The organism is Aurantiacibacter sediminis, from assembly GCF_016019885.1.
Classification (GTDB): domain Bacteria; phylum Pseudomonadota; class Alphaproteobacteria; order Sphingomonadales; family Sphingomonadaceae; genus Alteraurantiacibacter; species Alteraurantiacibacter sediminis.
Genome location: NZ_JAEANY010000003.1, coordinates 135496 through 149469 on the forward strand (window position 1 = coordinate 135496; position 13974 = coordinate 149469).

At 60.6% G+C, this 13974-nt stretch carries 11 protein-coding genes and 1 tRNA gene; 4 read left to right on the plus strand and 8 right to left on the minus strand.

All coding sequences use genetic code 11. The features are described from left to right. Positions 1-54: 54 nt before the first annotated feature. The 5 genes from tsf to I5L03_RS10005 form a co-directional block, all read right to left on the minus strand. Positions 55-981, minus strand: coding sequence for a translation elongation factor Ts (tsf, locus tag I5L03_RS09985; RefSeq protein WP_197921640.1), 927 nt, complete (start codon positions 979-981; stop codon positions 55-57). 113 nt (positions 982-1094) lie between these two features. Further along, positions 1095-1868 carry a 30S ribosomal protein S2 gene (gene rpsB, locus I5L03_RS09990; protein WP_197921641.1) on the minus strand — a complete coding sequence of 258 codons (774 nt, stop codon included), beginning with the start codon at positions 1866-1868 and terminating at the stop codon, positions 1095-1097. Positions 1869-2346: 478 nt separating this feature from the next. Next, a complete protein-coding gene (locus tag I5L03_RS09995; protein ID WP_197921642.1) occupies positions 2347-3285 on the minus strand; it encodes a CDP-alcohol phosphatidyltransferase family protein in 939 nt (312 codons plus the stop codon). Then, positions 3285-4037 carry a phosphatidylserine decarboxylase gene (locus I5L03_RS10000; RefSeq protein ID WP_197921896.1) on the minus strand — a complete coding sequence of 251 codons (753 nt, stop codon included), beginning with the start codon at positions 4035-4037 and terminating at the stop codon, positions 3285-3287. The genes I5L03_RS09995 and I5L03_RS10000 overlap by 1 nt, the downstream gene beginning before the upstream one ends. A 74-nt stretch (positions 4038-4111) precedes the next feature. Then, on the minus strand, positions 4112-5527 hold the full coding sequence (locus I5L03_RS10005) for a helix-turn-helix domain-containing protein (protein WP_197921643.1): 1416 nt from the start codon (positions 5525-5527) through the stop codon (positions 4112-4114). Between the two features lie 144 nt (positions 5528-5671). Between I5L03_RS10005 and I5L03_RS10010 the strand changes: the two genes are divergently transcribed. The 3 genes from I5L03_RS10010 to I5L03_RS10020 all read left to right on the plus strand — a co-directional run bounded on the left by I5L03_RS10010 (position 5672) and on the right by I5L03_RS10020 (position 9663). Then, entirely contained in the window at positions 5672-7267 is a 1596-nt protein-coding gene (locus tag I5L03_RS10010; protein WP_197921644.1) for an isocitrate lyase, read from the plus strand. Positions 7268-7351: 84 nt separating this feature from the next. After that, positions 7352-7507: a hypothetical protein gene (locus I5L03_RS10015; protein ID WP_197921645.1), complete on the plus strand. Its 156-nt coding sequence runs from the start codon at positions 7352-7354 to the stop codon at positions 7505-7507. Between the two features lie 20 nt (positions 7508-7527). Beyond that, complete coding sequence (locus I5L03_RS10020; RefSeq protein WP_197921897.1) at positions 7528-9663, plus strand: malate synthase G; 2136 nt, start codon at positions 7528-7530, stop codon at positions 9661-9663. Between the two features lie 191 nt (positions 9664-9854). Here I5L03_RS10020 and I5L03_RS10025 read toward each other — a convergent pair. Then, a tRNA-Tyr gene (locus I5L03_RS10025) sits at positions 9855-9940 on the minus strand. A gap of 155 nt (positions 9941-10095) precedes the next feature. Here I5L03_RS10025 and rlmB point away from each other — a divergent pair. After that, the gene (rlmB, locus tag I5L03_RS10030; protein WP_197921646.1) at positions 10096-10887 is read left to right on the plus strand and encodes a 23S rRNA (guanosine(2251)-2'-O)-methyltransferase RlmB; all 792 of its coding nucleotides are present in this window, start codon (positions 10096-10098) and stop codon (positions 10885-10887) included. A gap of 102 nt (positions 10888-10989) precedes the next feature. Here the strand turns inward: rlmB and I5L03_RS10035 are convergent, their stop codons facing one another. Both I5L03_RS10035 and lon read right to left on the minus strand, forming a co-directional pair. Then, a complete protein-coding gene (locus I5L03_RS10035; protein WP_197921647.1) occupies positions 10990-11262 on the minus strand; it encodes an HU family DNA-binding protein in 273 nt (90 codons plus the stop codon). 246 nt (positions 11263-11508) lie between these two features. Then, positions 11509-13902, minus strand: a complete 2394-nt coding sequence (gene lon / locus I5L03_RS10040; RefSeq protein ID WP_197921648.1) for an endopeptidase La — start codon at positions 13900-13902, stop codon at positions 11509-11511. Between the last annotated feature and the right edge of the window lie 72 nt (positions 13903-13974).

Genomic DNA, 13974 nt, shown 5'->3' on the forward strand with positions numbered 1-13974 from the left:
AAGGCCGCCGGAGCGCAAACCCCGGCGGCCCTTACGATCTGTTCGAGTAAGCGATCAGTTGCCGACGGCAGCGGCCACTTCTGCGGCGAAATCGCTTTCTTCCTTTTCGATGCCTTCGCCGAGCTGGTAGCGGACATAGTCCTTCAGCACGATTTCGGTGCCGGCGTCCTTGCCAGCCTTGGCAACGACGTCTGCGATGGGCGTCTTGTTGTCCATCACGAACACCTGGCTGAGCAGCGCTTTCTCCTTGGCGAATTTCTTCACCGCGCCTTCAACCATCTTTTCCTGCACTTCGGCAGGCTTGCCGCTTTCGGCAGCCTTTTCCGCAGCGATCTTGCGCTCGCGCTCGATCGTGGCGGCGTCGAGACCGTCTGCGGTCAGGGCTTCCGGGAAAGCAGCTGCGATGTGCATGGCGAGCTGCTTGCCAAGGCCTTCGAGAACGGCTGCGTCAGCAGTCGATTCCAGCGCAACAAGTACGCCGATCTTACCGAGGTTCGGAGCGGCAGCATTGTGCATATAGGGCACGACGACGCCGTTCTCGACCGAAACGGTCTTCATGCGGCGGACCTGCTGGTTCTCACCGATGGTCGCGACATTGTCGGTCAGCTTGTCAGCAACCGTACCGCCATCGGGGTACGAAGCAGCCTTCAGCGCTTCGACATCGTCACCGTCCACGTTGAGCGCCGCTTCGGTGGTCTTGCGGACGAAATCCTGAAACTTGTCGTTCTTGGCGACGAAATCGGTTTCCGAGTTCACTTCGACGGCAACGCCCTTGGTGCCTTCAACGGCAACGCCGACGAGGCCTTCTGCAGCGGTCCGGCTCGACTTCTTCTGAGCGGTGGCGAGGCCCTTGGCGCGCAGTGCGTCAACTGCGGCTTCGATGTCGCCGTTTGCTTCTTCAAGCGCCTTCTTGGCGTCCATCATGCCCGCGCCGGTCTTCTCGCGCAGGGCTTTCACGTCGGATGCGGAAAATGCAGCCATGGTTTTGATCCTTCTTATGGAATTAAGGGCGCCGTCCCGATGCTGAAAGAGCAGCGTGGGACGGCGCCGTAATCGCAAATTTTGACGTATGAGCGACGGTGCCGCTCACGCGATCAGGCGTCTGCCTTCGGCGCTTCTTCAGCAGCGGCTTCTGCCGGCGGCGTGTCCATGGCACCGATATCGGCACCCGAGTCCACAACGCCTTCGCCCTTGCCGCTCATCGCAGCCTGAGCGATCGCATCGCAATACAGGCGGACAGCGCGCGAAGCATCGTCATTGCCGGGGATCGGGAAAGCGATGCCTTCCGGATCGACATTGGTGTCCAGCACGGCGACGACAGGGATGCCAAGCACGTTGGCTTCCTTGATCGCGAGATCTTCCTTATTGGCGTCAATCACGAACATCACGTCCGGAACGCCGCCCATGTCGCGGATGCCGCCGAGCGAAAGCTCCAGCTTGTCCTTCTTGCGGGTCAGCTGCAGGACTTCCTTCTTGGTGAGAAGGCTGGTGTCGCCCGAAAGCGTTTCTTCCAGCGACTTGAGTTCGCGGATCGAGCCCGAGATCGTCTTCCAGTTGGTGAGCATGCCGCCCAGCCAGCGGTGGTTAACGAAGTGCTGGCCGCACGAACGCGCTGCCTGAGCGATCGGCTCCTGCGCCTGGCGCTTGGTGCCGACGAACAGGACCTTGCCGCCTGCGCGGGCCGTCTGCTGCACGAAATCGAGAGCGCGCGCAAACATCGGCACGGTCTGCGACAGGTCAATGATGTGAACGCCGTTGCGGTCGCCGAAGATATACGGCTTCATCCGCGGGTTCCAGCGGTGGGTCTGGTGGCCGAAATGTGCGCCGGCCTCGATCAATTGCTGCATGGTGACGGTAGGAGCCGCCATAGGTAAATTCCTTTCCGGTTGTTCCTCTGGAAAGCGGGGAACCGTCCTCGGCTTCAGTCAGCCGCGGATGGCACCGGTATGTATGCCTTCCATGTGAATTTGCCGATTTGGAACACCACGCGTTGATTCGCCGGTTTCCGCATCGACGGGCGCGCATTTAGCGATGCCTTGGCGCAAAATCCAGCACTATCTGCCCTGCGAGCCACCAAATCTTGTGCGCCGCGCACAATGAGAACACAAGCGGAACAAAATGCTTGACGGGGCGGAACAGAGGTGGAACAAATGCTGCATCAAAGCGGGAAACGGGAACAAATGTCCCATTTTGGCGCTTTGGCAGCACTACGAGGAATTACGGATATGACACTCGCAATCGCAATTTCGCTTTTCTTCGGCCTGGTGGCCGCAGTGTCGCTTGCGTCGTGTCATGCCTCCATTCGCGCTGCCCTGCGTCAGTTTCGGATGATCCGCGCAGAGCTTGCTACGATTGATCGCGCTCCGCAGACAGTGACCGTTCCACTTCGTCAACCGCAAGAGGCTTTCGCTCGGGCGCTGGCGTGTCCGGCCTAGGCGCCGATTTTGCACGGCGTGCGCGCTTTACCTTGCCATAGGCCATGATCGCCCAGGCGATGAGCGCGAGATAGACAACGCCGATTGCAACCAGCGTCCACCACGTCTCGATCAACAAGGCCCCAACCAGCAGACCGGCAAGCGCGATGACCGCGAGTTTCATGCTGCCCGAGGGGCGCAGCGACTTCCAGCTCGGCGTCGCGACATTGGACACCATCATCAGCGCGACAAACATGAGCCACGGACCGACCAGCAGCGGATCGCGGTAGATCGGCTCGTCGGTCGCCAGCCAGAGATAGATCGGCATAAAAGCAAAGCCCGCGCCCATCGGTGCAGGAACACCGGTAAGGAAGCCCGCCGATTTGTGCGGCTGGTCATCCACATCGATCTGCGCATTGAAGCGCGCCAGGCGCAGGGCGCAGCAAATCGCGTAGGCGAGCGCCGCCAGCCAGCCAAAGCGCGGCATTTCAACTAAGGACCAGAGATAGAGCACTAGCGCGGGCGCAATGCCAAAGCTCGCCGAATCGGAAAGGCTGTCCAGCTCTGCGCCGAAGCGTGATTGCGCTTTCAACAGGCGCGCCACGCGGCCATCCATCATATCGAGAATACCGGCGATGATCATGGCGAAAACCGCGCGGTCCCACTGGCCACCAACAGCGAACAGGATGCTCGTGAGGCCCGAGCACAGCGCAGCGGCCGTAATTGCATTGGGCAGCACTGCGCGCATGGAAAGGCCCTTGCCGCCTCGCGACCGGGTCACATGCTCATGCTCGCTCGCTTTGGGGCCCAGCCACGCAGGGCCCGGAGGCGCGGTATCGTCTTCTTCGTAATCGTTTTTTGGGGTATCCATTACTGGCTAACGCCTTCCAGCAGAGCTTGGGTCCCGATTTCTGCAAGGATAGTTTCGCCCGCCACCACGCGCTGACCAAGCAGCACCTTTGGATCGGTGCCCGCCGGCAGGTAAACATCCACACGGCTGCCAAAGCGGATAAGGCCGATACGCTGGCCGGCAGCGACAATGTCACCCGGCTTTACGAAGGGCACGATCCGGCGCGCAATCAGGCCTGCAATCTGCGTAAAACCGATGCGCGTACCGTCAGCCTGCTCGATCAGCATGTGCTGGCGCTCATTATCCTCGCTCGCCTTGTCGAGATCGGCATTCATAAAAGTGCCGGGCACGTAAACAATACGCCGGATCGTGCCCGCAATCGGCGCGCGATTGATGTGCACGTCGAACACCGACATGAAGATGGAGATGCGGGTAACCGATTCCGCGCCCAACCCTTCCGCGCCGTCGCTATCGCTGCCTTGCAGTTCCTTGGGCGGTGGCACTTGCGCAATAAGCGTCACAAGCCCGTCTGCCGGGGAAATGATGCCCTTATCATCTTGCGGCACAACGCGTTCGGGATCGCGAAAAAACGCGAATACGCCAGCCGAGAGCAAGAGCAGTGGCCAACCAATGATTTCCCAGTCGAGAAGGAACAGGAAGATCAGCGAGATGCCGACCGCAATGACGCCATATTTGCGCCCTTCGGGGTGGATCGCAGGTAGGCCCCATTCCGCCTCACCGCGACCGCGATTGTCTTTCAATTCACCAGCCATGCGCTGCATTCTAGGGGCAAGCGCAGGGCCTCACAACCCGATACATCTCGCTGCCGTGGATTAGGCCGCCACGCTTAGTCTACCGAGAAATCGAAGGGAACGCCGCTTTCGCGAAAGCGCGAGGGCACGATTTCCCGGCCCATTGGCGGCGCAGAACGCGCGACACAGTGCGGGCGATGACACATGCGGCAGGCAACGCCGATCGGGGTCGGCTCCGCATCGTGCAGCGCGTCGCTATAGACGAGCTTACCGAGATGATTGGCCGAACAGGTGATCGCGACGGCGCGATTGACGCTGCTAGCGCCAAAGCTGCCGCCCCCACCCCGCACCATGCGAGCAATCGAGACGTAGCGTTCGCCGTCGGGCAATTCGATCAGCTGCGCGTCTACTTCTGCGGGACGGTCAAACACGCGGTGGACATTCCACAGGGGGCAACCTCCGCCATGCCGCGCGAAAGGGAACCCCGCCCCGTCCAGCCGTTTGGAGACATTGCCCGCCCGGTCCACGCGCAGAAAGAAGAACGGCACGCCTTCATCGCCGGGCCGCTGCAAAGTCGTAAGCCGATGCGCAACCTGCTCGAAACTGACGGTGAAGCGCGAGCCGAGCGCCTCTACATCATAGCGAAGATCTTCAGCGGCGCGTTTGAAGACGCGATATGGCATCAGCAGAGCCGCCGCCCAATAGGATTGCAGCGCGCGACGCACCAGCCGCTTCCCGTCATCGCTGGCGAGGCGACTATCCGCCACCAGCTCCGTAATCGGCGCTTCCTGTTCAAGGATGGCGATCTGCAGGGCCGCCTGAAAGCGCCGCGCCGTGTGATCGAGCCGCTCGGCAATGTAAACGCGGCGGCGGTGGTAATCGTGCCAGCGCAACGCGCCTCGCAACAGGCCATCATCGGTCAGCCGCAACTCAAGCCCATGCTGCTGCGCGAGGTGATCGCGCATCGCCTCGTAGGAATCGAGCGCGCGCGCAGCCTGTGCAGCTGTGTCATCCAGTTCGGGGAAGCAATTGCGCCGCGCCGCCAGAAACGCGCGCGCCTCCCCCACGGGATCGGTGCGGCTTGGTGCATCGCTACTTTCGTTGGTCGCCCCCGCGCTGCCTTCCTGCCGCTCCGCCAGTGCGAGCTGTTCTTCACCAAAAGCGGTATGCAGGCGCAGCAGTGCCTCTGCCATGCCCGGATAGCTTGTCGCGATATCCTCGATGTCGAGCGGCTCGATTGCAATGTCGGCGAAGATCGGATCTTTCAAAACGCCCTGCAAGCGCTTGGCGGTCTCATCCGCATCCTCATCCGCCAGCTCACCCACATCGATACGATAAGTAGTGGCAAGCTTGAGCAGCATTTCGGCGGTGACGGGGCGCTGGTTGCGCTCCATCAGAGCGATATAACTTGGCGAAATATCCAGATCGGTCGCCATGATCGCCTGCGTCAGGCCGAGATCACGCCGCAGCTTCTTCAATCGTGGCCCCAGATACAGCGCCTTGCCTGCCATGGTTTCCTCCGTAACCTACTCACCTTTACAGCCTTACAAGCATTTCTTGTAAAGTTTGACAACGTTACACCGAATGGCGCGACTTACCCATCCGCACCTGCGAAACCCGCTTCATCACGAACACGCGCTTTGGATGGAGCCAACATGACTTACTTTGCAGAAATTCACCGCCAATCCGGCATCAAGCAAAAGAGCGGCCAGAACTGGGAAGCTATCGATCCTGAATTCGCCGCTCGCCTGCGTGTCCAGAACCGCTTCCAGAGCGGCCTCGACATTTCTCGATACACAGCAAAGATCATGCGCGAAGACATGGAAGCCTATGACAATGATCCGGCGGCTTACACCCAGTCGCTCGGCTGCTGGCATGGTTTCATCGGCCAGCAGAAAATGATCAGCATCAAGAAGCATTTCGGCACGACGAAGGGCAAGTACCTGTATCTGTCGGGCTGGATGGTGGCCGCTCTCCGCAGCGAATTCGGCCCCCTGCCCGATCAGTCCATGCACGAAAAGACCAGCGTTCCCGCGCTGATCGAAGAGCTTTACACTTTCCTGCGCCAGGCCGATGCCCGTGAGCTGGGCGGCCTGTTCCGCGATCTGGATGCAGCGCGCGAAGCTGGTGACGAAGAAGCCGCCGCCCGCGCCCAGCAGGCGATCGACAACCACCAGACGCATGTCGTGCCGATCATCGCAGATATCGATGCCGGTTTCGGCAATGCCGAGGCGACATACCTGCTCGCCAAGAAGATGATCGAAGCGGGCGCATGCGCCCTCCAAATCGAGAACCAGGTTTCGGACGAAAAGCAGTGTGGCCATCAGGACGGCAAGGTCACCGTTCCGCATGAGGACTTCTTGCAGAAGATCCGCGCGATCCGTTACGCCTTCCTCGAACTCGGCGTTCCCGATGGTATCATCGTGGCCCGTACCGACTCGCTCGGTGCAGGCCTGACGAAGCAGATCGCCTATACGAAGGAGCCGGGTGACCTTGGCGACCAATACAACGCCTTTCTCGATTGCGAAGAGGTCGACATTGCGGCGATCGGCAATGGAGAGGTACTGATCAGCCGCGAGGGCAAGCTCCTCCGCCCGAAGCGCTTGCCCTCCAACCTTTACCAGTTCCGCGCCGGCACCGGCGAGGACCGCTGCGTGCTCGACTGCATCACTGCGCTGCAGAACGGAGCTGACCTGCTGTGGATCGAAACCGAGAAGCCGCATATCGGCCAGATCGGCGGAATGGTGAGCCGCATTCGCGAGGTTATTCCGAATGCCAAGCTCGTCTACAACAATTCGCCCAGCTTCAACTGGACGCTCAACTTCCGCCAGCAAGTCTATGACAAGTGGGAAGAAGAAGGCCGCGACCTGACCGATTTCGATCGCACCAGCCTGATGAGCCAGCACTATGACGACAGCGAACTGGCGAAGGAAGCCGACGAACGCATTCGCACTTTCCAGGCCGATGCGGCTCGTGAAGCTGGCATCTTCCACCACCTGATCACGCTGCCGACCTATCACACGGCCGCGCTGAGCACGGACAACCTCGCGAAGCGCTACTTCGGCGAAGAAGGCATGCTCGGCTACGTGAAGCAGGTCCAGCGCGAGGAAATCCGCCAGGGCATCGCCTGCGTGAAGCATCAGAACATGGCCGGATCGGACATCGGCGATGACCACAAGGAAGCCTTCGCCGGCGAAGCTGCCCTGAAAGCAGGCGGTAAGGACAACACCATGAACCAATTTGCAGCCTAGTCGCTGCGGCAAACCAGTTCGCGGCGTAAATCCGCGCCGCGAACGACCCCCCAATAGTGCAATCGATTTTGAGGAGACTGAAAGATGGCACAACCGACAATGGCCCGCCCCGTATTCTCCACCGAGGATTTCGGACTGATCCGTAACGCTCTCGCCGTCGCCATTCGAAATGGTGAAGACAATGCAGAGACACGCAAGCTTGTGAACCTGCACCACCGGCTGGGACGTTTCGCACGATGAGCAATGAGGCCCTGGCAGAAATGGATCGGCCCGAGCACTCCGAAGACAGCGCGGAGGGGTACACCCTTCGCGCTGACCTCAGGGTTGCAGAGGAGCTCGCGGTATTTGTCGAAGACGAAGTGCTGCCCGGCACTGGTGTCGACACCGAAGCATTCTGGCAGGGCCTTGCTGCCATCGCAGCGGAATATGCACCGCGCAATCGCGAGCTTTTGCTCACCCGTGCGCGGCTGCAGGACGCAGTAAACGTTTGGCATCGCGACAATCCCAAAGCGGATCGCGGTGCGCCCGAAAGCTTCCTGAGCGAGATTGGCTATCTGGTGCCCGAGCCGGAGCCATTCACGATCGGCACCAGCAATGTGGACGCAGAAATCGCGACCATCGCAGGCCCACAATTGGTGGTGCCAGTGCTCAATGCCCGCTTTCTGCTGAATGCGATCAATGCGCGCTGGGGCAGTCTGTATGACGCTTTTTACGGCACGGATGCGCTGGACGGCTCCACGCCTCCGGCGGGTCAATACGACACCGATCGCGGCGCGCAGGTTATCGCGCGGGCCAAGGCTTTTCTCGATGACTCAGTGCCGCTGGCCGAGGGATCCTGGGCCGAGTGGACGGGCGGCGTGCCCACCCTCGCCAATCCAGACCAACTGCGCGGGACGGCAGGGGATAATCTGATTCTGCGCAACAATGGCCTGCATATCGAAGTGGTGATCGACACAGAACACCCCATCGGCAAAACAGACCAGGCTGGCATCGCCGACATTCGCCTCGAAGCCGCGCTGTCCACCATCGTCGATCTTGAAGATTCGGTCGCAGCTGTCGATGCGGAGGACAAGGTCGCAGCGTATCGCAACTGGCTCGGTGCGATGACTGGTAATCTGCGCGCACGCTTTACCAAAGGCGGTGAGACGGTGCTGCGCAAACCGGCCGCGGATCGCAGCTACACCGATATGGAGGGCAACGCTCGGGACCTTCGGACGCGTAGTCTTTTGCTTGTCCGCAATGTCGGACATCTGATGACCACACCAGCGGTGTTGCTTGCCGATGGATCCGAAATCCCCGAAGGCATTCTCGATGCGGCCATCACAACGCTAATCGGCCTGCACGATCTAAAAGCGCTCGGTCCGCTGCAAAGCTCCGCTGCGGGCAGCATCTATGTGGTCAAACCCAAGATGCACGGGCCTGAGGAATGCGCCTTCACAAATGACCTGTTCGACGCGGTCGAAGACATGCTCGGCCTTGCGCGCAACACCGTAAAAGTTGGCGTCATGGATGAGGAACGCCGCACCAGTGCCAATCTCGCCGCCTGCATCCACGCGGTGAAGGATCGCATCTTCTTCATTAATACGGGCTTCCTCGATCGCACGGGCGATGAGATCCACACTTCGATGCTGGCCGGCCCGATGGCGCGCAAGGCGGAGATCAAACAGGCCGAATGGATCGCGGCCTATGAAGATCGCAATGTGCAGATCGGCCTTGCCTGCGGTTTTGCCGGGCGGGCGCAGATCGGCAAAGGCATGTGGGCCGCACCTGACCGGATGCAGCAAATGCTCAACGAAAAGTCGGGCCACCCTGCGAGCGGAGCCAGCACTGCCTGGGTCCCCTCACCCACGGCGGCCGTGCTTCACGCAACGCATTATCACGCTTGCGATGTCTCAGAACGCCAGCGTAAGCGCGCGGATGAAACCGTGGTACCGCTCGGCAAGCTGCTGACCGTGCCACTCGCCGAAGATACGAATTGGTCTGACGAGGACATCGCCGAAGAATTGCGCAACAACGTGCAGGGCATCCTCGGCTATATGGTGCGCTGGATCGATCAGGGCGTCGGCTGCTCCAAAGTTCCGGACATTCACGATGTCGGACTGATGGAAGACCGTGCGACCCTGCGTATCTCCAGCCAGCACATCGCCAATTGGCTTGAGCACGGCATTGTCGATCGCCTAATGATCGATGAGGCGCTTCACGAAATGGCGGCCAAGGTCGACGGCCAGAATGCAGCCGATCCCGCCTACACACCAATGGCTCCCAACATGCGCACGAGCATAGCAGTTGCCGCTGCACGCGAGTTGATCATTACAGGCGCGCAGCAGCCATCCGGCTACACCGAACCCGTCCTTCACCGCGCCCGCGCACGAGCCAAGGCGGCCTGCGCTGCCTGACGTTTTGCGCGCCGGCTGAAATGATTTGCGGAGCGGCGGTGGTGGACAGGGCTGGATTGGCCGCCGCTTCGCTCTGGCCGTCTCTGCTTCGCTCCGTTCCGCCCCAGCGTGTCCGTGTTGCGCACGAAACGCTGGTTCGCGACTTACGTTGCGAGACTTGCTGAGGGAGCGCTGAAGCAAGAGATGGCGGGTGGTGGACAGGGCTGGATTCGAACCAGCGTACGCTTGCGCGGGCAGATTTACAGTCTGCTGCCTTTAACCACTCGGCCACCTGTCCACACAGTGCCGGATGTGAGCCTTGGCTCACTAGGATGAAGCGCCTGGTCACGAGCACTTTCCTGCCGAGAGGCGCCCCTTTGGCGAAGCACCGCTTGCCTGTCAACAGGCCTGCTGGCAGGAGGCACGCAGAAACTGATCGGCAGGCGAGAATTTATGGCCAAAGGCAAAGGTAAAAAGGGTCTGCGCGGGCGCGCCGGCCGGATGCAGGGCGGGCGCGGTTCTGGCCGCGCGGGGAAGGGCAACGTCCGCCTGTGGGGTCGCCATGCGGTGGAAGCCGCGCTGAAAAACCCGCGCCGTCAGCACATCAAGCTGTGGGCGACGCTGGAAGGGATCGACTCGCTGGATGGTGAATTGCCGCCCGATTTCCCGCTGGAGCGGGCCGAAGTCGCCGACCTTGCGCGGCTCGTCGCCAAGGATGCGCCGCATCAGGGCCTGGTGCTCGAATGCATGCCGCTGGATGATCTGCACCTGTCAGATGTGATGGATGCTGACGCTGCGCGGCCGATTATCGTGCTCGATCAGGTTACCGATCCGCACAATGTTGGCGCTATCCTGCGCTCTGCTGCCGCGTTCAATGCTGCTGCAATTGTCACTCAGGATCGCCACGCCCCGCCTGAGGGCGGCGTGATCGGTAAGAGCGCCTCAGGTGCACTAGAGACAGTTCCTTGGGTACGCGTCGTCAATCTGGCGCGCGCGCTCGAAGAAATGGCGGATGCCGGATACTGGCGGATTGGCCTCGCAGGCGAAGCAGAAGCGACGCTTGCCGAAGCTCTCCCAGCCGGCCCAGTCGCAATCGTGCTCGGCGCAGAGGGCGAAGGCATGCGGCACAATGTTGGCCAGCACTGCGATGCGCTCGCCAAACTGCCGATCAGTGAGGAGATGGAAAGCCTGAATGTCTCCAACGCCGGAGCCATCGCTCTATACGCCATCGCGACGCGCGGCTGAGCGCCACGCTTTTCTTCAGCAGGTACGGAAAGGGCCACCCCCCGGGGTGGCCCTCCTCGCTTCACGCAGCGTAAAAGCTGCCTGAAGCCCCCTCTCTCGCGATCAGTTGACCGCGTCCTTAAGACCTTTGCCAGCTTTGAACTTGGGCTGGGTCGATGCCTTGATCTGCATCGGTTCGCCAGTGCGCGGGTTACGGCCCATGCTGGCCTTGCGCTTGGCGACGGAGAACGTACCGAAACCAACCAGTCGCACCTCATCACCCTTGGACAGCGTGCTGGTGATTGTGTCGAACACAGCCTCGACAGCCTTGGTCGCATCATTGCGCGACAGTCCGCTTGCGTCTGCTACTGCGCCGATCATTTCGTTCTTGTTCATTGTCTGGAAAACCCCCTCACTGGAATTTGTCGGATTTTGTGAAGCTGCACGGGCAGCCGAAGCGGCGAATTGAGCGACTTTCTCCCCCGCTGTCAAAGGCATTCATCGCAAAAATGGCTCTTTTTTAAGAGGGTGTGAAGCAATCGGCCTTTCCACTGGCAAAAAATTGCCCGCAGCGGCCCATCACGGAAATTACGTGAGGGCCGCCGCGGGCGAATTTCGGTAGCTAATCGCTACGAGAGCGAATCAATGCGCAGTGGTTGCGGGCGGCGTGCCGCCCGCCTGGCCCTGCGGCTGGCTGGCGAGATCATCCGCTTCGGTCCATTCGATGGGCGCGGGAATGGCGGTCAACGCGTGCTCCAGCACCTGATCAACATGGCTAACCGGTACGATTTCCAAGCCTTCTTTCACATTGTCCGGAATCTCTGCGAGGTCTTTTTCGTTTTCTTCGGGGATCAGAACCTTCTTGATCCCGCCGCGAAGCGCCGCAAGCAATTTCTCCTTGAGTCCGCCAATAGCGAGGACGCGGCCACGCAAAGTAACTTCGCCCGTCATCGCAACATCAGGCCGGACGGAAACGCCCGTCAGCGTCGAAACGATCGAAGTGACCATGCCGATGCCTGCACTCGGCCCGTCTTTGGGCACTGCGCCTTCGGGCAGGTGGATGTGCACATTCTTGCGCTGGAAGATGCTCGGCTTGATGCCGTAGGCAGGCGCCCGCGCCTTTACGAAGCTGAATGCTGCGGCAATGGACTCGTTCATCACTTCGCCCAGCTTACCGGTGGTTTTCACCTCGCCTTTGCCCGGCGTGGTAACGCTTTCGATGGTGAGCAATTCGCCTCCGACCGACGTCCACGCAAGACCGGTGACCGCGCCGACCTGCGCATCTTCTTCACCCATGCCGTGCTTGAATTTGCGCACCCCGGCAAAGTCGCCGAGATTATCCGCCGTAATCGTGACGCTTTCGACTTCTTTCTCAAGAATCTTGCGCAGGCTCTTACGCGCCAGATTGGCGATCTCGCGCTCCAGCGTACGCACGCCGGCTTCACGAGTGTAATAGCGGATCAGGTCGCGCAGCCCCTCTTCGGTGAGCGTAAACTCTCCATCCTTCAGGCCGTGATCTTCGACCTGCTTGGCGATAAGGTGGCGCTGGGCGATTTCGACCTTTTCATCCTCTGTGTAGCCTTCCAGCCGGATGATCTCCATCCGGTCCAGCAGCGGCTGCGGGAGGTTGAGGCTGTTTGCCGTGGTGACAAACATGATGTCACTGAGGTCGATATCGAGCTCGAGATAGTGATCCTGGAACTTGTTGTTCTGCTCGGGGTCGAGCACTTCGAGCAAGGCTGAAGCGGGATCCCCCCGGAAGTCCTGGCCAAGCTTGTCGATTTCATCGAGCAGGAACAGCGGATTGCTGGTCCCGGCCTTCTTGAGGTTCGACACGATCTTGCCCGGCAGTGAGCCGATATAGGTGCGGCGGTGGCCGCGGATTTCGGCTTCATCGCGCACGCCTCCCAGCGACTGCCGGATGAACTCGCGACCGGTCGCCTTGGCGATGCTCTTGCCAAGGCTGGTCTTGCCGACGCCCGGAGGGCCGACGAGGCACAGGATCGGCCCCTTCAGTTTGTTGGTGCGCGCCTGCACGGCGAGATATTCGATGATCCGGTCTTTGACCTTGTCGAGCGCATAGTGATCGGCATCGAGCACGTCCTGCGCTTTCGCAATATCTTTCTTCAGCTTGCTCTTCTTGCCCCATGGCAGGCCGAGCAGGATGTCGAGATAATTGCGCACAACGGTCGCCTCGGCGCTCATCGGCTGCATGCTTTTCAGCTTTTTCAGCTCGCTCTCAGCCTTGGTCTTGGCTTCCTTCGAAAGCTTGGTTTCCTCGATTTTCTTCTGCAATTCGGCAAGCTCATCGCCATCCTCACCGTCGCCGCCACCCAGCTCGCTCTGGATCGCCTTCATCTGCTCGTTGAGGTAATATTCGCGCTGGGTTTTCTCCATCTGCCGCTTCACACGGCCACGGATCTTGCGCTCCACCTGCTGGACGGAAATCTCGCCTTCCATGACGGAGAAGACCATTTCCAGCCGCTTCAACGCATCGGTCTCAGCCAGCAATTGCTGCTTGGTATCGACCTTGGCGGAAAGCGCCGCAGCGATGGCATCGGCCAGGCGGCCGGCATCGTCGATATCTGCCAGTTCAGCTTCGATATCTTCGGGCAGCTTTTTATTGGTGCGGGCGTAGTCGGCGAATTGCTCGAGAGCGCTGCGCATCATCGCGGCCACCTCGGTGCCGCTGGCGCTGGTCTCATCCAGAGCTGCCGTCTGCGCGAGGACGGACTCGCCGTCGGCGCGCATCTCGCTCATTTTTGCGCGGACCTTGCCTTCGACGAGCACGCGTACCGTTCCGTCCGGCAGTTTCAGCATCTGTTGGACCTGCGCGACAGTGCCGATGTCGTAGAGATCACCGCGCTCCGGATCATCCGTTGCAGGGTCGAGCTGTGCGACTAGGAAGATGTCGCGATCGGCTTCCATCGCGGCCTCCAGCGCCGCCACCGACTTGTCACGTCCGACAAACAGCGGGACGACCATGCCGGGAAAAACGACGATGTCGCGCAGGGGAAGAAGGGGGTAGGCGTTCATATCAATATCCGTTGGTCTGGCGAGCGCTCACGCGCCCACAATCACTTGGCATCAGATATGGGGCCACCCCCG